The sequence below is a fragment of the Streptomyces sp. NPDC057099 genome, from assembly GCF_042671245.1.
Taxonomy (GTDB): domain Bacteria; phylum Actinomycetota; class Actinomycetes; order Streptomycetales; family Streptomycetaceae; genus Streptomyces; species Streptomyces purpurascens.
Genome location: NZ_JBHUTX010000011.1, coordinates 58,656 through 78,771 on the forward strand (window position 1 = coordinate 58,656; position 20,116 = coordinate 78,771).

The 20,116-nt window shown below is 71.7% G+C and carries 19 protein-coding genes and 1 riboswitch; of the genes, 11 read left to right on the plus strand and 8 right to left on the minus strand.

Features of this window, described 5'->3' with window-relative positions; translation table 11 throughout:
* Nucleotides 1-24 precede the first annotated feature (24 nt).
* Genes ACFT4A_RS17225 through ACFT4A_RS17240 form a run of 4 tightly spaced genes read left to right on the plus strand, consistent with a single transcriptional unit; the run spans nucleotide 25 to nucleotide 4,587 of the window.
* The gene (locus tag ACFT4A_RS17225) at nucleotides 25-447 is read left to right on the plus strand and encodes a GPW/gp25 family protein (RefSeq protein ID WP_184598462.1); all 423 of its coding nucleotides are present in this window, start codon (nucleotides 25-27) and stop codon (nucleotides 445-447) included.
* A complete protein-coding gene (locus ACFT4A_RS17230) occupies nucleotides 447-2,408 on the plus strand; it encodes a putative baseplate assembly protein (protein ID WP_382830841.1) in 1,962 nt (653 codons plus the stop codon). Before ACFT4A_RS17225 ends, ACFT4A_RS17230 begins: the two co-directional genes overlap by 1 nt.
* Nucleotides 2,408-2,974 (plus strand): phage tail protein, encoded by a 567-nt coding sequence (locus ACFT4A_RS17235; RefSeq protein WP_382830843.1) that lies wholly within the window; start codon nucleotides 2,408-2,410, stop codon nucleotides 2,972-2,974. The genes ACFT4A_RS17230 and ACFT4A_RS17235 overlap by 1 nt, the downstream gene beginning before the upstream one ends.
* A complete protein-coding gene (locus ACFT4A_RS17240) occupies nucleotides 2,971-4,587 on the plus strand; it encodes an NADase-type glycan-binding domain-containing protein (RefSeq protein WP_382830846.1) in 1,617 nt (538 codons plus the stop codon). The genes ACFT4A_RS17235 and ACFT4A_RS17240 overlap by 4 nt, the downstream gene beginning before the upstream one ends.
* Before the next feature lie 60 nt (nucleotides 4,588-4,647).
* Here ACFT4A_RS17240 and ACFT4A_RS17245 read toward each other — a convergent pair whose 3' ends face one another.
* Entirely contained in the window at nucleotides 4,648-6,087 is a 1,440-nt protein-coding gene (locus ACFT4A_RS17245; protein ID WP_382830847.1) for a gamma-aminobutyraldehyde dehydrogenase, read from the minus strand.
* A gap of 164 nt (nucleotides 6,088-6,251) precedes the next feature.
* Between ACFT4A_RS17245 and ACFT4A_RS17250 the strand changes: the two genes are divergently transcribed.
* The 7 genes from ACFT4A_RS17250 (at nucleotide 6,252) to ACFT4A_RS17280 (ending at nucleotide 13,254) form a co-directional block, all read left to right on the plus strand.
* Nucleotides 6,252-6,791, plus strand: a complete 540-nt coding sequence (locus ACFT4A_RS17250; protein ID WP_215118267.1) for an Lrp/AsnC family transcriptional regulator — start codon at nucleotides 6,252-6,254, stop codon at nucleotides 6,789-6,791.
* A gap of 19 nt (nucleotides 6,792-6,810) precedes the next feature.
* Nucleotides 6,811-8,172: an aspartate aminotransferase family protein gene (locus ACFT4A_RS17255; protein WP_382830850.1), complete on the plus strand. Its 1,362-nt coding sequence runs from the start codon at nucleotides 6,811-6,813 to the stop codon at nucleotides 8,170-8,172.
* A 394-nt stretch (nucleotides 8,173-8,566) separates the two neighbouring features.
* Nucleotides 8,567-9,316 (plus strand): ABC transporter ATP-binding protein, encoded by a 750-nt coding sequence (locus ACFT4A_RS17260; RefSeq protein ID WP_189728044.1) that lies wholly within the window; start codon nucleotides 8,567-8,569, stop codon nucleotides 9,314-9,316.
* Nucleotides 9,298-10,740, plus strand: coding sequence for a hypothetical protein (locus ACFT4A_RS17265; RefSeq protein WP_382830852.1), 1,443 nt, complete (start codon nucleotides 9,298-9,300; stop codon nucleotides 10,738-10,740). Before ACFT4A_RS17260 ends, ACFT4A_RS17265 begins: the two co-directional genes overlap by 19 nt.
* Nucleotides 10,741-10,854: 114 nt before the next feature.
* Nucleotides 10,855-11,262 (plus strand): VOC family protein, encoded by a 408-nt coding sequence (locus ACFT4A_RS17270; protein ID WP_189728040.1) that lies wholly within the window; start codon nucleotides 10,855-10,857, stop codon nucleotides 11,260-11,262.
* 24 nt (nucleotides 11,263-11,286) lie between these two features.
* Nucleotides 11,287-12,408 carry an LOG family protein gene (locus tag ACFT4A_RS17275; RefSeq protein ID WP_382830856.1) on the plus strand — a complete coding sequence of 374 codons (1,122 nt, stop codon included), beginning with the start codon at nucleotides 11,287-11,289 and terminating at the stop codon, nucleotides 12,406-12,408.
* A 147-nt stretch (nucleotides 12,409-12,555) separates the two neighbouring features.
* The gene (locus ACFT4A_RS17280; RefSeq protein WP_382830859.1) at nucleotides 12,556-13,254 is read left to right on the plus strand and encodes an LAETG motif-containing sortase-dependent surface protein; all 699 of its coding nucleotides are present in this window, start codon (nucleotides 12,556-12,558) and stop codon (nucleotides 13,252-13,254) included.
* A gap of 57 nt (nucleotides 13,255-13,311) precedes the next feature.
* On the opposite strand, the gene ACFT4A_RS17285 is transcribed toward ACFT4A_RS17280, so the two are convergent.
* From ACFT4A_RS17285 to ACFT4A_RS17315, 7 genes are all read right to left on the minus strand, one after another.
* A complete protein-coding gene (locus tag ACFT4A_RS17285; RefSeq protein WP_382830861.1) occupies nucleotides 13,312-14,109 on the minus strand; it encodes a maleylpyruvate isomerase family mycothiol-dependent enzyme in 798 nt (265 codons plus the stop codon).
* Between the two features lie 24 nt (nucleotides 14,110-14,133).
* A complete protein-coding gene (locus ACFT4A_RS17290) occupies nucleotides 14,134-15,153 on the minus strand; it encodes an ABC transporter ATP-binding protein (RefSeq protein WP_382830864.1) in 1,020 nt (339 codons plus the stop codon).
* Nucleotides 15,153-16,820, minus strand: a complete 1,668-nt coding sequence (locus ACFT4A_RS17295; protein WP_382830867.1) for an ABC transporter permease — start codon at nucleotides 16,818-16,820, stop codon at nucleotides 15,153-15,155. The genes ACFT4A_RS17290 and ACFT4A_RS17295 overlap by 1 nt, the downstream gene beginning before the upstream one ends.
* On the minus strand, nucleotides 16,796-17,833 hold the full coding sequence (locus ACFT4A_RS17300) for a thiamine ABC transporter substrate binding subunit (protein WP_382831077.1): 1,038 nt from the start codon (nucleotides 17,831-17,833) through the stop codon (nucleotides 16,796-16,798). Before ACFT4A_RS17300 ends, ACFT4A_RS17295 begins: the two co-directional genes overlap by 25 nt.
* A gap of 124 nt (nucleotides 17,834-17,957) precedes the next feature.
* Nucleotides 17,958-18,064: riboswitch (TPP riboswitch) on the minus strand.
* A 39-nt stretch (nucleotides 18,065-18,103) separates the two neighbouring features.
* Entirely contained in the window at nucleotides 18,104-19,210 is a 1,107-nt protein-coding gene (gene rlmN, locus ACFT4A_RS17305; RefSeq protein WP_382830869.1) for a 23S rRNA (adenine(2503)-C(2))-methyltransferase RlmN, read from the minus strand.
* Between the two features lie 75 nt (nucleotides 19,211-19,285).
* Nucleotides 19,286-19,735, minus strand: a complete 450-nt coding sequence (locus ACFT4A_RS17310) for an SRPBCC family protein (RefSeq protein WP_382830871.1) — start codon at nucleotides 19,733-19,735, stop codon at nucleotides 19,286-19,288.
* A 252-nt stretch (nucleotides 19,736-19,987) separates the two neighbouring features.
* A complete protein-coding gene (locus tag ACFT4A_RS17315) occupies nucleotides 19,988-20,107 on the minus strand; it encodes a phosphatidate cytidylyltransferase (protein ID WP_382831079.1) in 120 nt (39 codons plus the stop codon).
* Nucleotides 20,108-20,116 lie beyond the last annotated feature (9 nt).

Sequence of the window (20,116 nt, forward strand, 5' to 3'; positions counted from 1 at the left end):
CAGAGAAGACAGGGTGTGGTTCTGATGGCCGAGCAGTTCGTCGGGTCCGGCTGGTCGTTCCCGCTGCGCATCGGGCCGACCGGAGGGATCGCCCTGGTCAGCGGGGAGCGGGAGATCGAGGAGGCGATCCGGCTGGTCCTGTCGACCGCTCCGGGCGAGCGGCCGATGCGGCCGGACTTCGGCTGCGCGATCCACGACCTGGTGTTCGCGCCGGTCAACGAGCAGACCGCGGGCCGTATCCAGCACGAGGTGTACGCCAGCCTGGACCGCTGGGAGCCGCGCATCGAGGTCGACGACGTCGAGGTCACCGCCGGCACCGACCAGAGCGTCCTCTACATCGACGTCCGGTACTCGATCCGCGGCACCAACAACCCGCGCAGCCTGGTCTTCCCCTTCTACGTCATTCCGTCCCACGACGAGCCCGACGCCCCCGAAAGCGACCGCTGATGGCACTGCCCTCCCCCAACCTCGACGACCGCCGCTTCCAGCAGTTCGTCGACGACGCCAAGCGCTACATCCAGCAGCGCGCCCCGGAGTGGACGGACCACAACGTCTCCGACCCCGGCGTCACCCTCGTCGAGACGGTCGCCCACATGGCCGACCAGATCGTCTACCGGCTCAACCGGGTGCCGGAGAAGAACCACTTGGCGTTCCTGGACCTCGTCGGGATCACCCTGTTCCCGCCGTCCGCGGCCCGCACCGAGGTGACGTTCTGGCTGTCGGCTCCGCAGGAGGAGGCGGTGTGGGTGCCGGTGGGCACGGAGGTCGCCACGCTGCGCACCGAGAGCGAGGAGGCGGTGGTCTTCGGGACCGAGCGCGAACTGACGGTGGTGCCCTGCGCGTTGCGTCATCTGCTGGTGCAGCACCGGGGTGAGCCGATGGTCGACCGGACCTCCGACCTCGCGGAGGAGGACAAGGACCTGCTGTGCTTCGCCGAGTCGCCCGGCCCCGGTGACGCCATGCTGTTCGGCCTGACCGCCGCGGTCCCGCACTGCGCGGTCGCCCTGGACCTGGACAGCCGGGTGGACGGTGTCGGCGTGGACCCGCGCCAGCCGCCGCTGGTGTGGGAGGCGTGGACCGCGGACGGCTGGCAGATCTGCGAGGTCGACCGGGACGGCACGGGCGGCCTGAACCGGCCCGGCGAGGTCGTCCTGCACATCCCCGGCGGGCATGTGCTGTCCCGCAACGCCGGCCAGGAGGCGGGCTGGCTGCGCTGCCGGGTCACCGACCCCCGGCCGAACCAGCCCTTCTACACGACCTCTCCCACCGTGCGCGCCGCCGAGGCCTTCACCATCGGCGGCACGACCGGGGCCGTGCACGCCGAGACGGTGTACGACGAGGCGCTCGGCGAGTCGACCGGGCTGCCGGGCCAGCGGCTGCGCCTGGTGCACGCGCCCGTGGTCGGCGACGACCCGCCGGTGCTGCTGCAGACCGCCGAGCACGACGGCTGGACGGACTGGCGGGTCGTCCCGAACTTCGCGGGCTCCGGGCCCAACGACCGGCACATCACCCTCGACGCCACGACCGGCGAGATCGCCTTCGGCCCGGCCGTGCGCGAACCCGACGGATCCCTGCGGCAGTACGGGACGGTCGCCCCCAAGGGCGCCCCCGTCCGGGCCCGCCGCTACCGCACGGGCGGCGGGCGCGCGGGCAATGTGGCGCGCGGTGCCGTGCAGGTCCTGCGCACCTCCATCCCGTACATCTCCGAGGTCGTCAACCGCGAGGCCGCGCGCGGCGGTGTGGACGGGGAGACGGTTCAGGAGGCGAAGGTCCGGGCCCCGATCACCCTGCGCGCCCAGGAGCGTGCCGTGACGCTGCGCGACTACGAGGAACTGGCCCGCCGCGCCGCCCCGGAGACCGCGCGCATCACCTGTCTGGAGGGCGAGGAGGGCGAGCACGGGGCCTACGCGGTACGGGTGCTGGTCGTGCCGCAGGCCGTTCCCGACCCCGGCGGCCGGCTGCGCTTCGAGCAACTCGTGCCCGGTGACGCGCTGCTGGACCGCATCACCCGGCATCTGGACGAACGGCGCCTGATCGGCACCCGGTTGGCGGTGGGCCCGCCGTACTACCAGGGCGTCACCGTGGTGGCCACGGTGCATGCCTTCCGGGGTGTCGACACCGACCGGGTGCGCCGGGAGGCGCACGACGCCCTCTACCGGCACCTCGATCCGCTGACCGGCGGCACGGACGGCACCGGCTGGCCGTTCGGGCGGCCCGTGCAGGCCGGTGAGGTGTTCGCGGTGCTGCAACGCGTGCCCGGGGTGGAGCTGGTCGACGAGGTGGTCCTGCACCCCGCGGACCCGCTCACCGGCAAACGCGGCGAGCCCACGAACCGGATCGATCTGTCCGCGCCGTCTCTGGTGTTCTCGTTCGACCACCGCGTCCGGGTGATCGGAGACGGTTCCTGATGAGGGGCTCGATCGACGGCCTCGGATCCTCCGCGCCGATCGGCACGATGCTGCCGGCCGTCTTCGCCGACGACGACCTCGCGCAGCGGTTCGTCGCCGGGCTCGACGACGTGATCGCCCCGATCCTGGGCGTGCTGGACTGTCTCGACACCTACTTCCGCCCGTCCCTCACCCCGCTCGACTTCACCCAGTGGCTGGGGAGTTGGGTGGGCGCGGAGACCGCGGGCGACGAACCCGAGGCACGTCTGCGGGCGGCCGTGGCGGCCGCCGCGTATCTGCACCGCATCCGCGGCACCCGGCGCGGGCTGTCCGAGGCGGTCCGGCTCGCGTTCGGCGTGGAGCCCGAGATCACCGAGAGCGGCGGCGCCGCGTGGAGCGCCCGGCCGCTCGGCCCGTTCCCCGGCGCGCCCCGCCCGCGCCTGCACGTCCACCTACGACTTCCCGCCCCGACCCCCGCGGACCACTACCGCCTGGAGACCCTCGTGTCCGCCGCCCGCCCCGCTCATATGCCGTACACGGTCCAGGTGACCGCCGGTGCCCCCGCCGAAAGGACCCGGGAGACATGACAACCCCCCAGAACTGCGCCGACTGCGGCACCCGCGCGGAACCGGGCCAGTCCTTCTGCGACGCCTGCGGGGCGGTACTGAGCTGGACGGACCGCCCGGCCGGCGGCTCCGGCCCTCGCGCAGGGGCCGCCGGGACTCCCGAGGCGTCCCGCCCGGCCCGGGCCTCCGAACCGGCCGGGGAGCCCGAGGCCGGCCGCCCGGCCCGGACGTCCGAGCCGGCCCGCGTCTCCGGGACCACCGGGCCCACCGGAGGTTCCAGGGCTTCGGAGCCCACCGGCCGCGCGAGGCCCGACAGTGAGCCGGGCGGCGCCTCCTCGCCCGAGCCCGGCTGGGACGCCTTCGCCCGGCCGGACGGCGGCACGGGCCTGGCCCCCACCGCCCGCGACCGGCTCGCCACCGGCACGGCGACGCACCAGGGCGCCACCCGCACGGCCGCCACGACGCCCGGCACATCCGGCCCGGCCCCCGACGAAGCCGCCCCCTGGCAGGGCGATCACCCCGGCACCACCGCGCCGAGCCCCGGCACCCACGCCCGCTCCGACGCCACCGCCCACCCGGACACGGCCTCCGGCCCCGAAGCCACTCCTCACCACGACGCCGGCCCCGGCGCTCCCTCCACGGCCGACCGCTTCCCGGACGACACCGCCCCCACCGAGCCCGTCCCCCCGGTCACCCAGAGCCCGCGCCCCGCCGACACCGACGCCGACACGCACGGCATGACGGACCGCGCCCGCAGCCTCCTCATCCCGGTCGGCGACCCCGAGCCCCGGCCCGACCCGCAGCCGTCCGTCACCCCGGTCCTGCCCGGCCGCCCCGAGCCGCAGCGCCCGCAGGCCGTACGCGCCCCCGGTCAGGAACACGGCATGGACGGCGGCGCCCCCTGCCCCTGGTGTGCCACCCGCAACCGGCCCGAGCGGCACTTCTGCGCCCGGTGCGCGATGCCCATGGCCGGTGACGGACCGGCCGGCCCGCTGCGGCTCCCCTGGTGGCGACGCCTCTTCGGCAGCCAGGAGACCCCGTGGGCGGGCGACCGCCCCCGGCTGCGCCGTACCTTCGACCGTGTCCTGTCCTGGCTGGGCATCGTGATCGTGCTGTCCCTGCTGATCTATCTGGTGATCAACATCCCCCAGGGCGTCCAGGCCACCCGCGACCACTTCGCCAAGCGCGCCCCGGCCTCCCCGGACCGCTACACCTCGTCCCGCTTCTACCCGGGTCACAAGCCGGACCTGGCCTTCGACAAGCTCAACGACACCTGGTGGGGTCCGGGCGTGGCGCAGTCGGGCGAGGGCCAGTGGATAGAGGCCCACTTCGACACGCCGACCCGGCTTCTGGACCTGATCATCACGCCGGGCGTCTCCACCCGCGCCGACAAGCTGCGCGAGTCGGCGCTCCCGCACCGCGTCACGGCCACCATCACCGGCGCCGACGGCAAGAAGACGACCCGTCAGCTCACCCTCGACCAGGGCGCGGGCCCCCAGCGGCGCGCCTTCCGCGTGGGCGAGGTCAGCGCGGTCCGCTTCACCATCGACTCCGCCTACGGCATCTCGGCGAAGAAGCAGGTCGCCATCGCGGAGATCGAGTTCTTCGGCCCGTCGAGCGCGAACAGCTCCTGAGCACGCACCGCGGCCCCGGACGGAAACCGACCGTCCGGGGCCGCGGCATGGACCGGGTGACTAGGCGTCCAGCGACGTCATCACGTGCTTGATCCGCGTGTAGTCGTCGAAGCCGTACGCCGAGAGGTCCTTGCCGTAGCCGGACTTCTTGAAGCCGCCGTGCGGCATCTCGGCGACCAGCGCGATGTGGGTGTTGATCCACACGCAGCCGAAGTCGAGCCTCTTGGACATGCGCATCGCGCGGCCGTGGTCCTTGGTCCACACGGAGGAGGCGAGCGCGTACTCGACGCCGTTGGCCCATGTCACGGCCTGCTCCTCGTCGGAGAAGGACTGGACGGTGATGACCGGGCCGAAGATCTCGTTCTGGATGATCTCGTCGTCCTGCTTCAGGCCCGAGACGACGGTGGGCGCGAAGAAGTAGCCCTTGTCGCCGACACGCTTGCCGCCGGCCTCCACGCGCGCGTGCGCGGGCAGCCGCTCGATGAAGCCCTCGACCTGCTTGAGCTGGTTGGGGTTGTTGAGCGGGCCGAACAGCACGTCCTCGTCGTCCGGCTGCCCCGTCTTCGTCTCGGCGGCGGCCTTCGCCAGGGCGGAGACGAACTCGTCGTGGATGGACTCGTGGACGAGCACGCGGGTGGCGGCCGTACAGTCCTGGCCCGCGTTGAAGTAGCCCGCCACCGAGATGTCCTCGACGGCCTTCGCGATGTCGGTGTCCTCGAAGACCACGACGGGCGCCTTGCCGCCCAGCTCCAGGTGGACGCGCTTGACGTCCTTGGAGGCGGACTCGGCGACCTGGATGCCGGCGCGCACCGAGCCCGTGATGGAGGCCATCGCCGGGGTGTCGTGCTCGACCATCATGCGGCCGGTGTCGCGGTCGCCGCAGATGACGTTGAAGACGCCCTTGGGGACGACCGAGCCGATGATCTCGGCGATGAGGACCGTCGAGGCCGGGGTGGTGTCCGACGGCTTCAGGACGACGGTGTTGCCCGCCGCGAGCGCCGGGGCGAACTTCCACACGGCCATCATCATCGGGTAGTTCCACGGCGCGACCTGCGCGCAGACGCCGACCGGCTCACGGCGGACGATGGAGGTCAGGCCCTCCATGTACTCGCCGGCCGAGCGGCCCTCCAGCATCCGCGCCGCGCCCGCGAAGAAGCGGATCTGGTCGACCATCGGCGGGATCTCCTCGGAGCGGGTCAGCCCGATGGGCTTGCCCGTGTTCTCCACCTCGGCCGCGATCAGCTCCTCGGCGCGCTCCTCGAAGGCGTCCGCGATCTTCAGCAGGGCCTTCTGCCGCTCGGCGGGCGTGGTGTCGCGCCAGCCGGGAAAGGCCTCGGCGGCCGCCGCCATCGCGGCGTCCACGTCCGCCTGCCCGGACAGCGGAGCGGTCGCGTACGCCTCACCCGTCGCGGGATTGACCACCTCGGTGGTCCGTCCGTCGGCGGCGTCCCGGAACTCACCGCCGATGTAATTGCGCAGACGACGAAGCTCGGTGCTCACTGCCGGCCCTCCAGTTCGGATGTCCAGTACTTGAGACACCCACCCTAGTCGCCCGGGCCACGTTTTCAACACCCCCACTCCCTTCATTCATACGGAATCCGCAGGCTTCGGCAATCAAAACAACGGATTTCATCGATCACGCCTTGCGGAAGTGACGAGACCTCGTGCACAGTGACCTCGTGGCCAGTCGAAGCGCAGACCAGAAGGGGTCGCGGGAACTCCGCGAGTCCTCCCGCGAGTCCAGGAACGGCAGCTCGCCCCAGCTGGACGCCGTCTCCCTCGCCATCATCGAACAGCTCCAGGAGGACGGCCGCCGGCCGTACGCCGCCATCGGCAAGGCCGTCGGCCTCTCCGAGGCGGCCGTGCGCCAGCGCGTCCAGAAGCTGCTCGACCAGGGCGTGATGCAGATCGTCGCCGTCACGGACCCGCTCACCGTGGGCTTCCGCAGACAGGCGATGGTCGGCGTCAACGTCGAGGGCGACGTGGAGTCGGTCGCGGAGGCGCTGACGGCCATGCCCGAATGCGAGTACGTGGTGATGACCGCAGGTTCCTTCGACCTGATGGTGGAGATCGTCTGCGAGGACGACGACCACCTCCTGGAGGTCATCAACAAACGCATACGGGCCGTGCCCGGAGTGCGCTCGACGGAGAGCTTCGTCTACCTCAAGCTCAAGAAGCAGACCTACATGTGGGGAACCCGATGACCGTGAGGACCCGATAGCCGTGAGCAAGGACCTCTCCCAGACCGCGTACGACCACCTGTGGATGCACTTCACGCGCATGTCGTCGTACGAGAAGGCCCCCGTACCCACCATCGTCCGTGGCGAGGGCACCTACATCTACGACGACCAGGGCAAGCGCTACCTGGACGGTCTCGCCGGACTGTTCGTGGTGCAGGCCGGACACGGCCGTGTCGAGCTCGCCGAGACCGCCTTCAAGCAGGCGCAGGAGCTGGCGTTCTTCCCGGTGTGGTCCTACGCCCACCCCAAGGCCGTCGAGCTGGCCGAGCGCCTCGCGCACCACGCGCCGGGCGACCTGAACAAGGTCTTCTTCACCACCGGCGGCGGCGAGGCCGTCGAGACCGCCTGGAAGCTCGCCAAGCAGTACTTCAAGCTGGTCGGCAAGCCCACCAAGCACAAGGTCATCTCCCGCGCGGTCGCCTACCACGGCACCCCGCAGGGCGCCCTGTCCATCACCGGCCTGCCGGGCCTCAAGGCCCCGTTCGAGCCGCTGGTCCCGGGCGCGCACAAGGTCCCGAACACCAACATCTACCGGGCCCCCTACTTCGGCGACGACCCGGAGGCCTTCGGCCGCTGGGCCGCCGACCAGATCGAGCAGCAGATCCTCTTCGAGGGCCCGGACACGGTCGCCGCGGTCTTCCTGGAGCCGGTGCAGAACGCGGGCGGCTGCTTCCCGCCCCCGCCCGGCTACTTCCAGCGCGTCCGCGAGATCTGCGACCGGCACGACGTACTGCTCGTGTCCGACGAGGTCATCTGCGCCTTCGGCCGCCTCGGCACGATCTTCGCCTGCGACAAGTTCGACTACGTCCCGGACATGATCACCTGTGCCAAGGGCATGACCTCGGGCTACTCCCCGATCGGCGCGTGCATCATCTCCGACCGCCTGGCCGAGCCGTTCTACAAGGGCGACAACACCTTCCTGCACGGCTACACCTTCGGCGGTCACCCGGTCTCCGCGGCCGTGGGCCTCGCCAACCTCGACCTGTTCGAGCGCGAGGGCCTCCCCCAGCACGTCCTCGACAACGAGGGCGCGTTCCGCTCCACCCTGGAGAAGCTCCACGACCTGCCGATCGTCGGCGACGTCCGCGGCAACGGCTTCTTCTACGGCATCGAGCTGGTCAAGGACAAGAACACCAAGGAGTCCTTCAACGACGAGGAGACGGAGCGCGTCCTGTACGGCTTCCTCTCCAAGGCGCTGTACGACAACGGCCTGTACTGCCGCGCCGACGACCGCGGCGACCCGGTCGTCCAGCTCGCCCCGCCGCTGATCTCCGACCAGTCGACGTTCGACGAGATCGAGCAGATCCTCCGGGCCACCCTCTCGGAGGCCTGGACGAAGCTCTGATTGTCCTCATGGGTGATCACCATAGGGATGATCAACAACGGCCCCGGTGCCGTCCGTTCGAGTGAGAAACGGGCGCCCGGGGCCGCGTGCTGTCCGGCTGCCAGCCGTGGGCTGCCTAGCGTGCCCATTGACTCCTCCCCCTCACGGGGGATTCCTGGCTCACGCTGCTCGGTCGCTCAGCGAGCGACCGAGTCTGACGCGATCAGCACCAGCCGGGTTGAGACCAGCCCGGGCGGCAGAAACGCCTAGGAGGCGGCACGTGCTTGGTTCTCGCGACGCGCTGTCCACGACACACGCTACCCGGGGCCGAGCGCGTGACCAGCGCCCTCTGCACTCGTTCGCCCGTACGAGGGACACAGCGCAGCTTTTCCGACCAGAACCGAGGTGTACGCCCATGGAGGCCCCGCCGGACAACGACGTGCTCTGGGCACGCGCCCTGCACTTCCAGCACCACGACGGCTCGCCCGCGCTCTGCGGCGTCTCCCTCGGCGTCCGGGAGAGCGAGATCCTCGCCGTCAGCGGCCCGCGCGGCAGCGGCAAGACGACCCTGCTGCGGTGCCTGTCCGGCCTGGCACCCGTACGGCGCGGCGAGGTCTGGTTCAACAGCGTGCCCGTGCACACCATGGGCGCCCTCACCCGGGAGCGGCTGCGCCGCGACCGCTTCGGCTGGATCGACCCGGTCCCCTCGCTGGTCCCGGAACTCAACGCCTGGGAGAACGCCGCCCTGCCGCTGATGCTGCGCGGCACCAGCAGGCGCCGCGCCAAGCGAGCGGCCCTGGAGTGGCTGGAGCGCCTGGACATCGGCGACGGCGCCCGCAAGCGCCCGCACCAGCTGAAGCAGGCCGAGCGCCAGCGGGTGTGCATCGCCCGCGCCCTCGCCCCGGCGCCCTCGGTGCTGTTCGCCGACGAGCCGACGGCGCCCCTGCACCGCGCCGACCGCGCCCACGCGCTGCGCACCCTCACCACGGCGGCCCGCTCGCACGGCATCACGGTCGTCCTGGCCACCCACGACCCGGACACCGCGGCCCTCGCCGACCGTACGGTCTTCCTGCTCGACGGGCGGCGTGTGCAGACGGTGCATCTGCCGCCGGTCGCCGAGACCACCGAGCCGGAAGGCCGGGCGGCGTGCTCGCTCTCCGTCTGACCCGCGCGGCCCGCCCCGCCGTCCAGCTGCGCCGCCTCCTGGTCGCGGCGGCCTCGGCGGGCACGGGTTTCCTGCTGCTCTGCGCCCTGGGCTACGCGCTGGGCCACCCCGGCTCCCCCGGCGCCGCCGCGCTGCGCCTGGCCTGGTGCGCGGCGCCCCTCGCCGCCACGGTGTACTTCGCCCTCGCGGTGGCCCGCACCGATCCCGGCACCAAGCCCCGCACCGGCCTCTCCGCGATCGGCCTCGGCCCGCTGCGCCTGATGGCCGTCTCGGCGACGACGACCGCCCTGTCCTGCACCCTGGGCTCGATGCTGGCCCTGCTGTTCTTCCTGCATCTGCGGGGCGACCTGACCGGCCTGCCCTTCGACGGCGCGGCGGCCGAGGCCCTCGGCGCGGGCCTGCCGCTGCCGCTGCCGGGGGCCCTGACGCTGCTGGCACTCGTACCCGCGGGCGCGTCGATCGCGGTGGTGCTGGCACTGCGCCCCAGGGAGCAGCGGGCGGCCGCCGCGGCCCGGGTGGTGTACGGCCGCTTCGGCGCGTACCGGCGCACGAGCACGCTCGACACCTTCGGGGCGTACGGCCGTTTCGGCCGGCAGATCATCCGGCCCGGGGGCGCTCCCGCCGGGCAGCAGAGCGCGCCCCCGCCGGCCCGGACGAGCGAAGCGGCCTCGGCCGCGACCGTCACGGACTCCGGGAGCGCGGTGAGCACGATCGAGGACCCCGCTCAGCCCTCCGCCCCGCACGCCTCGGCACCGGAGCACACCGACGCCCTCGCGGTCCCCGAGGCGGTGCTGCCGGACGTCGTCACGTTCGACGCCGCCCCCACCGCCGCCCCCTCGGGCCTCCCCTGGGGCATCACCGTCCTGGCCGCGGGGCTCGCCGTGGAGACCTACGCGAGCCGTACCGCCCCCAAGGCGCCCGACCTCACCTTCTCCGGCGCCTCCCCCGGCGTCATGGCGGGCTGGACGCTGGCCGCCGTCGGCCTGGCCCTGGCCGGTCCCGGTCTGACCCACCTGTGCGGCCGGCTGCTCCAGTCGGCCCGCCCCGGCGCCCTGCGGCTGCTGGCCGGCCGCATCCTCATGACGGAGGCCACCCGCATCGGCCGCCCCCTGGGCGTGGTCTGCGCGGTGCTGTCGGCCACGTACGCGATGGCGCTGCTGCACGCCCCGGACGGACTGTCGCTCGGTCCGCTCACCCTCCTCGGGGTGCTCCTCGTGACCGGCTGCACCGTGGCGACGCTCCTGACGGCCGCCGTCGAGGCCCGGCAGGCCCGCGCCGACACCACCTCCGCGCTGCTGCGTCTCGGCGCCCCCGCGACCATGCTGCGCAGCGCCGCGGCCCTGCGTGCGGGCGCGCTCTTCGCCCTGTTCGCCCCGCTGACCCTGACGGTCGCGGAGCTGGCGGCGCTGCCGCTGGCGCGCTGAGAGAAGTCGTACGAGAAAAATCTCCGGACCGCGATGAGTTCCGCGCGGACCCCCGGTCTGTCCCCGCGTAACGATACGGACCCGGTAGCACGGCCCCGATGGGAGAGACCGCACATGTACCAGCAGATGATCTTCGTGAACCTGTGTGTCAGCGACGTCGCCGCCTCGAAGAAGTTCTTCACGGAGCTCGGCTACACGATCAACGAGCAGTTCAGCGACGACACCACCGCCTCGGTCGTGATCAGCGAGACCATCGTCGTGATGGTGCACACCGAGGAGAAGTACCGCCAGTTCACGAAGAAGGAGATCGCGGACTCGAAGACGACCAGCGAGGTGCTGATCGCGCTGAGTTCGGAGAGCCGCGAGAAGGTCGACGAGCTGGTGGAGAAGGCGGTCGCGGCCGGCGGGTCCGTCTCCGGCGAGACCCAGGACCACGGCTTCATGTACGGCCGCGCCTTCGACGACCCGGACGGCCACACCTTCGAGGTCGTGTGGATGGACCCGGCGGCCGTCCAGGGCTGAGACCCGCTGTGCCAGCATGGGCGGGTGCAGACGATGCCCGCCCATGCGGCCCACCATGACGACCGTGAGATCGAGACGCTCGAGGAGTTCGACGCGACCGTCGCGGCGCGCGGCACACTCGCCGGTCACCGCGTCCAGGCCGTCGACCTGACGGACCGTACGCGCGAACTGCTCACCACGGACACGGCGGGCGCGGTCTTCCTCGGCTGCGCGATGCGCGAGGACGCGGCCGCCAAGATACGCGGGGACGGCGCCCTGGTCTTCCCGCCCGTCCCGGATCTGCCCTTCGACCCGTACCGCGGCCTGGTCTACTCGCCGGACGAGCTCTTCGCGTCGCTGCCGGACGGCTACGAGGCCACGCCCGACGCCCGCGCCTACGCCTGGTTCCAGCGCACGAAGACCGACAGGGACGTCTACGCGTCCATGCTGCGCGCGGTCCACGACGACTCCGTCTCGGACGCGCTCGACGAACTCCTGTCCGGCGCCCGGGTCGTGGGCGTGATGGGCGGCCACGCGATGGCCCGGGGCACCGAGGAGTACGCGGGGGCGGCGCGGCTCGGTCGCGAACTGGCCCGCGCCGGTCTCACGGTCGCCACCGGCGGCGGCCCGGGCGCGATGGAGGCGGCGAACCTCGGCGCGTACGCGGCCCCGTTCGACGACGCGATGCTCACCGAGTCGCTGGACCTGCTCGGCAAGGCACCAGGCTTCACACCGTCGATCACCCAGTGGGCGGCGGCGGCCTTCGAGATACGCACCCGGTGGCCGCAGGGCGGCCGCTCCGTCGGCATCCCGACCTGGTTCTACGGCCACGAGCCGCCGAACGCGTTCGCCTCGCACATCGCCAAGTACTTCGCCAACGCCACCCGCGAGGACGGGCTGCTGGCCCGGTCGACGGCGGGCGTGGTGTTCCTGCCGGGCGCCGCCGGCACCGTCCAGGAGATCTTCGACAACGCGACGCCGAACTACTATGAGTCGCGCGGCGAGCCGACGCCCATGGTGCTCGTGAACCGCGCGCACTGGACGGAGAGGCTGCCGACGTGGCCGCTGCTCCAGTCGCTGGCCAGGGGGCGTTCGATGGAGGCGCGGATCGCGCTGGTCGAGCGGATCGAGGAGGCGCCGGAGGCGTTGAAACGCCTCGGCGGTTAATAAGCAGGCAAAGCAAGTGCTTGCAAGCTGCATATGCGTTGACACTACTTATGCGGCGCTTATAAACCTGTGAGTCTCCTGGTAGTGCTGATGTTCCGTCAGCACTGCCTCATCCCCCCGCTTTTACGCATCCTGTAAAGGACAAACGTGGCAGTTCTGTCCGTATCCCGCCGCGCACGTGCTGCGCGCATCCTCGGTGTCGTCTCCGCCTCGGCCGCGCTCGCGCTCGGTACCGCCGGCAACGCGCTCGCCTGCAACATCAACGAGTTCTCCGCCGAGGCGAAGTGTGACGGCGACAAGGGCGTCATCACCGTCACCGACGTGGACCCCGCCGGCATCAAGGCGACCGTCACCGTGTACCTGCAGAACAACGGCGCCGACGCGCAGAAGGTCGGCGAGCAGGAGGTCAAGGGCTCGCGCGAAGGCACCACCATCACCTTCGCCGAGGACTGGAAGCCGAACGCGGAGTACCGCATCCACGTGAAGGCCGCTCCGTACGTCGACGAGGACATCAAGCCGAACCTCGTCACCCCGGCCACGGCCTGCAAGAAGGAGGAGGAGCCCCCGGCTTCGACTCCCCCGGCCACGCCGACCCCGTCGGCCCCGTCGGCCTCCCCCTCGAAGCCTGCCGAGGAGACCGACACCCCGGCTCCGACGCCGTCGGAGAGCGAGAGCACCACGCCGGCGGGCAACGCGCCCGGCCCGGCCGGTGACTCCAACCTCGCCGAGACCGGCGCCAACTCCAACACCGGCATCATCGCCGGCATAGCGGCGGCCCTGGTCGTCGTCGGTGGTGGCGCAGTGTTCTTCGGCATGCGCCGTCGTGGGGCGAACAGCGAAGGCTGACGCCCGCGCACACCCTGATGTGGCCCGTCCCCTGACAGGGGGCGGGCCACGTCCGTCTCATCCGAACGTCGCCCGCTCCAGCCAGAACTCCAGCAACTCCCGCTCTCCCAGCACCTCCAGCTCCGGAGCGTCCAGCGGCAGCCGCCGGTAGAACGCGAGCAGGACGGAGGTGAGCGGCCCGCGCAGGGCGACCGTGGCCTTCTCGTGGCCCCGGCGCCAGGTGACACCGTCCTCGGTGAGCGCGATCAGCCACTCGGCGTTCACCTCGGCCCCGGTGTCGGTGGCATGCAGGTGGATGCTGCGGCCCGGGCCGCGCAGTTCCCTCGCCGCCTGGTCGTGCGGGTCCGTCTGCGCGTACTCCACGATCCGCAGCCACTCGTCGATCGCGTCGGCGGCGATGTCGGGCGCGACCTCGTAGGGCAGCCCGGCGGTGAGCGTGGCGTCCGCCCGGTGCACGGTGACCTCGTGCGCCATCCGGCGGGCCCAGAACCCGGCGTTGAGGATCCCCGCCCAGCCCCACACCTTCGCGTCCGGCCCGGCCTCGCGCAGCGCGGCGACGACCTGCTCACCCGCCTCCCCGAGCCACGCGTCCAGCGCCGCGGCGTCACCCCGGGCCTCGGGCCCCTCGGCACCCGGCACCTCCTCCTCGGGCACCTCCTCCTGGGCCCGGGTCCGCACCATGAGCTCCACCCAGCGCAGGGCGCCGCCCGTATGCCGGACCAGCTCCTCCAGCGACCAGTCCGGGCAGGTCGGCACGGTGGCGGACAGGTCGGCCCCGGAGGTCATCAGCGACCTCATCAGGCCGATCTGGTGGGCTATTTCGTCGCAGTAGCGGTCGTGCGCGAGGAGGGTCATGCCCGCACCATAGGCGGGCGACGATCAGTCGAGCACGGCGATTTCCGCCGCGTCGAACTCCACCCCGACCTCGGCCCCGACCTCGGGCGCCGCCCGCAGCGCGCAGGCCGCCTCCAGGCGCGGGGCGTCCTCCGGCTGGAGGTGGACGGCGACATGGGTGCCCTTGAAGGTGCGGGCGGTCACCGTGCAGCGCAGCCCCTCACCGACGGGGACGAGGCGCACTCCGGCGGGCCGCACCAGGAGGGTCCGCGTGCCCTGCGGGGCGCCCTCCGGCACCGGCACCTTGCCCCAGGGCGTGTCCGCCGCCTCCGCGCCCACCGTCGCCTCGACGACGTTCTCGAAGCCGAGGAAGCGGGCCACGAACGCGTCGGCCGGCCGCTGCCACACCTGAAGCGGCGTACCGGACTGGGCGATCCGCCCGTCCCGCATCACCACGACCCGGTCGGCCAGCGCGAAGGCCTCCCCCTGGTCGTGCGTCACAGCCAGCACGGTCGTGCCCAACCGGCCGAACAGCTCGCGCAGTTCCACGACCAGCCGCTCCCTCAGCGACCGGTCGAGCTGGCCCAGCGGCTCGTCCAGCATCAGCAGCCTGGGACTCGGCGCCAGGGCCCGGGCCAGCGCCACCCGCTGCTGCTCCCCGCCGGACAGCGCGGCGACGGCCCGGCGGCCTGCGCCCGGCAGCCCGACGAGATCCAGCAACTCCTGCACCTGCTCGGCCTGTTCCCGCTTCGACGCCCCGCGCATCCGCAGCCCGAAGGCGACGTTGCCGCCCACGTCCCGCTGCGGGAACAGCTGGTGGTCCTGGAACATCAGCCCGACCCCGCGCCGGTGCGCGGGCACACCGGCCTGGTCGCGCCCGTCGAGCGACACCCGCCCGGAGTCGAGCGGCTGCAGCCCGGCCACGGCCCGCAGCAGGGTCGACTTGCCGCTGCCGCTGGGCCCGAGCACGCACACGATCTCGTGCTCGGCGACCTCCAGATCGACGGCGTCCAGCACGGCCCGCCCGCCGAAGCGGACCGTCGCGCCCTCCAGAGCCAGCAGCATCAGAACTCCCCTGTCCGGTCGGCGGTCCTGAGCCTCTCCAGCACCAGCAGGGCCACGGCGCACACCACCATCAGAATCGTCGAAAGGGCCATCGCCTGGCCGTAGTTCAGCTCCCCGGGCCGCCCCAGCAGCCGCGCCACGGCCACCGGCAGCGTCGGGTTGTCGGGCCGCGCGATGAACACCGTCGCCCCGAACTCCCCGAGCGACACCGCGAAGGCGAACCCGGCCGCGATCAGCAGCGCCCGCCGCACCATCGGCAGATCCACCTCCCGCCACACCCGCCAGGGCGAGGCCCCGAGCACCGAGGCCGCCTCCCGCAGCCGCACGTCCACCGCCCGCAGCACCGGCAGCATGGTCCGGACGACGAACGGCACCCCGACCAGCGCCTGTGCGAGCGGCACCAGGATCCACGAGGCCCTCAGGTCCAGCGGCGGCTCGTCGAGGGCGATCAGGAACCCGAAGCCGACGGTCACGGCGGACACCCCGAGTGGCAGCATCAGCAGCGCGTCGAACCCGCGCACGAACCGCCCGGCGTCCCGGCGGGTGAGCGCGACGGCGGCGAGGCCGCCGATCACCACGGCGATGACGGTGGCGGCGAGGGCGTACTCCAGCGAGTTGCCGATCGCCTCGATCGGCGCCACCAGGAAGATCCCGCCGTCCGCCCTGGTCAGCGCGCGGTAGTAGCCGAAGCCGGGCGCGTCCAGGGACCGCTGGACCAGCACGGCGAGCGGCAGCAGAAGCAGTACGACGACCGTGAGCAGCACCCCGCCCAGCAGCGCCCACTGCCCGGCGCCGCGCGGCCGGCGCGCGGTCACCGACGCGTCCACCAGCCGCAGCGCGGTCTCCCGCCGCCGTACGGTCCAGGCGTGCAGGGCGAGGATCGCGCCCACGGCGACGAACTGGATCAGCGTCAGCACGGCCGCGGTGGACAGGTCGAAGATCTCCGACGTCTGCCGGTAGATCTCCACCTCCAGGGTCGAGAAGGTGGGCCCGCCGAGGATCTGGACGACACCGAAGGAGGTGAAGGTGAACAGGAAGACCATGAGCGCGGCGGCGGCCACCGCGGGCCCGAGCGCCGGCAGCGTGACCTGCCGCCAGGCCTTGAAGGGCGAGGCGCCGAGCATCCGCGCGGCCTCCTCCTGCCGCGGGTCCAGCTGCGCCCAGAGCCCGCCGACGGTCCGTACGACGACCGCGTAGTTGAAGAAGACATGCGCGAGCAGGATCGCCCACACGGTGGTGTCCAGCCGTACGCCCCACAGCTCGTCGAGCAGCCCGCCCCGACCGACCAGCGCCAGGAACGCCGTACCGACGACGACCGTGGGCAGCACGAACGGGACGGTGACGACCGCCCGCAGCACCTGCTTGCCCCGGAAGTCGAAGCGCGCGAAGACGTACGCGCCGGGGAGCGCGATCAGCAGCGTGAGCGCGGTGGAGACGAGCGCCTGCCAGGTGGTGAACCACAGGACGTGCCGGACGTCGGACTGCGCCAGCACCTCCCCGATCCGCCCGAACCGCCAGGCGCCTTCGACCTTCAGCCCGCGCGCGACGATCGCGGCGACGGGGTAGGCGAAGAACGCCGCGAAGAACGCGACGGGCAGGGCGATGAGCCCGAACCGCGCCGCCGCGCCCCTCGTCCGGCCGGTTACTTCAGTACGAGTGAGGTCCACGACTTGACCCACTGGTCGCGGTGGTCGGCGATCTTCGCCGGGTCCAGGGTCTCGGGATCCTTCGCCTGCGGCCCGAACTTCACGAACTCCGGCGGCACCTGGGCGCCCTCGCGCACCGGGTACACGAACATGTTGAGCGGCATGTCCTCCTGGAACTTCTCGCTGAGCAGGAAGTCGAGGAACGCCTTGCCGCCCTTGCTGTTCTTGGCGTTGCTCAGCAGCCCGGCGTACTCGACCTGCCGGAAGCAGGTGCCCTCGGCGACCCCGGTCGGTGCCGTGTCCGGCTTGGGGTCGGCGAAGATGACCTCGGCGGGCGGCGAGGAGGCGTACGACACGACGAGCGGCCTCTCGCCCTTGGCCTTCTTGCCGCCGGCCGAGCCGGAGAACTCCTCGTTGTAGGCCTGCTCCCAGCCGTCGACGACCTTCACGCCGTTGGCCTTGAGCTTCTTCCAGTAGCTCTCCCACCCGTCGTCGCCGTACTTGGCGGCGGTGCCGAGCAGGAACCCGAGGCCGGGCGAGGAGGCGGAGGCGTTCTCGGTGACGAGCAGGTTCCTGTACTGAGGCTCGACCAGGTCGTCGAAGCTCTTCGGCGGCTCCAGCTTGTGGTCGGCGAAGTACTTCTTGTCGTAGTTGACACAGATGTCGCCGGTGTCGACGGGCGTGACCCGGTGCTGGTCCTGGTCGGCCCGGTACGCGGCCTTGATCTGCTCGGACCCCTTCGCCTCGTACGGCTGGAACAGGCCGTTGTCGAGGGCGCGGGACAGCAGGGTGTTGTCGACGCCGAAGAAGACGTCACCCTGCGGGTTGTCCTTGGTCAGGATCGCCTTGTTCACGGCCTGCCCGGCGTCGCCGTCCTCCAGGACATCGACCTTGTAGCCGGACTGCTTCTCGAAGGCGGCGATGACGCCCTTGGACGCGGCCCACGAGTCATGGCTGACGAGGGTCACGGTCTTGGAGTCGCCGGACCCCTGGCCGCCGCCGGACGACCCGCAGGCGGCGAGCGTGCCGACCATGCCGAGCCCGACGACCACAGCCGTCAGCCGCTTGCTCTTGTTGCTCACTGGATTCCTCCTGGATGACCAGGAGAAGACGCGGCCCCGCCCGGGAACTCAGGAGATCCCGGGCAGGGCGCAACAGCTCGAGTGATGACCGATCTCCCTACCCAGAATGACCTGGGCCAGGTTCGGAGGGTCTGCGGCCGTGTGCCGCACTCTCAGCGCTGTGGCGCTCCCCTGTCGGAATATGCAGGTGTCGGATATGCAGATGTTCTTACGCCGGTCAGACTACCGTTCGGTGGCCGCGAGCTGACCACACGCCCCGTCGATCTCCTGTCCACGGGTGTCCCGGATCGTCACCGGCACACCATGGGCGGCGATGGCCTCCACGAACGCCTTCTCGTCCTCGGGCCGCGAGGCCGTCCACTTGGACCCGGGCGTCGGGTTCAGCGGAATGAGGTTGACGTGCACGGGCTTGCCCTTGAGCAGCCGCCCGAGCCGGTCACCGCGCCAGGCCTGGTCGTTGATGTCCCGGATCAGCGCGTACTCGATGGACAGCCGCCGCCCGGACTTGGCGCTGTACTCGAACCCGGCGTCCAGCACCTCCCGGACCTTCCACCGCGTGTTCACGGGGACGAGGGTGTCGCGCAGCTCGTCGTCGGGCGCGTGCAGCGAGATGGCGAGCCGGCACTTGAAGCCCTCGTCGGCGAACCGATGGATCGCCGGGACGAGACCGACCGTCGAGACGGTGATCCCGCGCTGCGAGAGCCCCAGCCCGTCGGGCTCGGGGTCGGTGAGCCGCCGGATGGACCCGATGACCCGGTTGTAGTTGGCGAGCGGCTCGCCCATGCCCATGAACACGATGTTGCTGAGCCGCGCCGGACCGCCGGGAACCTCCCCGTCCCGCAGCGCCCGCATGCCGTCGACGATCTGGTGCACGATCTCGGCGGTGGACAGATTCCGGTCCAGACCCGCCTGCCCGGTCGCGCAGAACGGGCAGTTCATCCCGCACCCCGCCTGCGAGCTGATGCACATGGTCACCCGGTCCGGGTACCGCATCAGCACCGACTCGACGAGCGTCCCGTCGAACAGCCGCCACAGCGTCTTGCGCGTGGTGCCCTGGTCGGTCGACAGATGCCGCACGACGCTCATCAGCTCGGGCAGCAGCGCTTCCTGCAGCTTCCCCCGGGCACCGGCGGGAATGTCGGTCCACTGCTCCGGCTCGTGCGCGTACCGCGCGAAGTAGTGCTGCGAGAGCTGCTTGGCACGAAACGGCTTCTCCCCGACAGCCGCGACGGCCTCCTTGCGCTCGGCAGGAGTGAGGTCGGCGAGATGCCGCGGCGGCTTCTTGGCTCCGCGGGGGGCGACGAAAGTGAGTTCTCCGGGCTTAGGCATGGCTCAACCAGTGTCGCAGATCGCCGACGGTGGCCCGTGCCCCGCCCGCACCCGCGGCACCGGAGGGGATACGCCCTACTCGCCCACGTGCTCCAGCCGGTCCTTGAGCAGCTGCTCGTTGCGTGGGAGTTCCTTGCGGACCTGGGGGCGCATGACGAGCGGTACCAGGACCTTGCCTACGCCGTGACCCTCGAAGTCGACCTCGATCGTCACATGGGAGCGCTGTCCCTCGTCGAACGGCTCGACCTCGCCGTGCACCCGGGCCCGGACGGGGCCGTCGACACCGCGCATGCCCCAGGTGTGGGGCGGGTCGTACTCGACGACCTCCATGGTCATCGGCATCACACGGCGGCCGACGTGCCGGGTGACCCGGAACCGGGAGCCGATGCCGAAGGGGCCCTCGTCGAGGCGTTCCGCGGACACGGCGCTCAGCTGCCACTCCGGCAGCCGCGGGGTGTCCATGACGTAGTCGTAGACGTCCTCGGGACGCCGGTCGACATCGATGCTCTGTCGAATGATGGCCATGATGACCCCCTTCGCGACGTACACCTCAATCGTCCCACTCGGCGCCCGCCGGTGCCTGCCCGGAACAACCCCCGAAACGCCGGTGAGCTCCCGCCCACAAGGACGGGAGCTCACCGGACGAGGTCCGCTCAGCCGGACCCCACGAAGAGCACGAGCAACAGCCACACCACCGGAGCCGTCGGCAGCAGCGAGTCGAGCCGGTCCATGCTGTATCCATGTGCCGCTACCGCGGCGCGGCGCCGAGACCCGGCTTCAGCCAGACCCAACGAACAGCACCAACAACAACCACACCACCGGAGCCGTCGGCAGCAGCGAGTCGAGCCGGTCCATGATGCCGCCGTGGCCGGGCAGCAGCGTGCCCATGTCCTTGATGCCGAGGTC

Coding starts and splice junctions, on each gene's coding strand:
- ACFT4A_RS17310 (WP_382830871.1), bottom strand. CDS start 19,735: ATGGCCATCATTCGACAGAGCATCGATGTCGACCGGCGTCCCGAGGAC.
- ACFT4A_RS17285 (WP_382830861.1), bottom strand. CDS start 14,109: ATGACCCTCCTCGCGCACGACCGCTACTGCGACGAAATAGCCCACCAG.
- ACFT4A_RS17240 (WP_382830846.1), top strand. CDS start 2,971: ATGACAACCCCCCAGAACTGCGCCGACTGCGGCACCCGCGCGGAACCG.
- ACFT4A_RS17260 (WP_189728044.1), top strand. CDS start 8,567: ATGGAGGCCCCGCCGGACAACGACGTGCTCTGGGCACGCGCCCTGCAC.
- rlmN (WP_382830869.1), bottom strand. CDS start 19,210: ATGCCTAAGCCCGGAGAACTCACTTTCGTCGCCCCCCGCGGAGCCAAG.
- ACFT4A_RS17270 (WP_189728040.1), top strand. CDS start 10,855: ATGTACCAGCAGATGATCTTCGTGAACCTGTGTGTCAGCGACGTCGCC.
- ACFT4A_RS17230 (WP_382830841.1), top strand. CDS start 447: ATGGCACTGCCCTCCCCCAACCTCGACGACCGCCGCTTCCAGCAGTTC.
- ACFT4A_RS17235 (WP_382830843.1), top strand. CDS start 2,408: ATGAGGGGCTCGATCGACGGCCTCGGATCCTCCGCGCCGATCGGCACG.
- ACFT4A_RS17290 (WP_382830864.1), bottom strand. CDS start 15,153: ATGCTGCTGGCTCTGGAGGGCGCGACGGTCCGCTTCGGCGGGCGGGCC.
- ACFT4A_RS17225 (WP_184598462.1), top strand. CDS start 25: ATGGCCGAGCAGTTCGTCGGGTCCGGCTGGTCGTTCCCGCTGCGCATC.
- ACFT4A_RS17300 (WP_382831077.1), bottom strand. CDS start 17,833: ATGGTCGGCACGCTCGCCGCCTGCGGGTCGTCCGGCGGCGGCCAGGGG.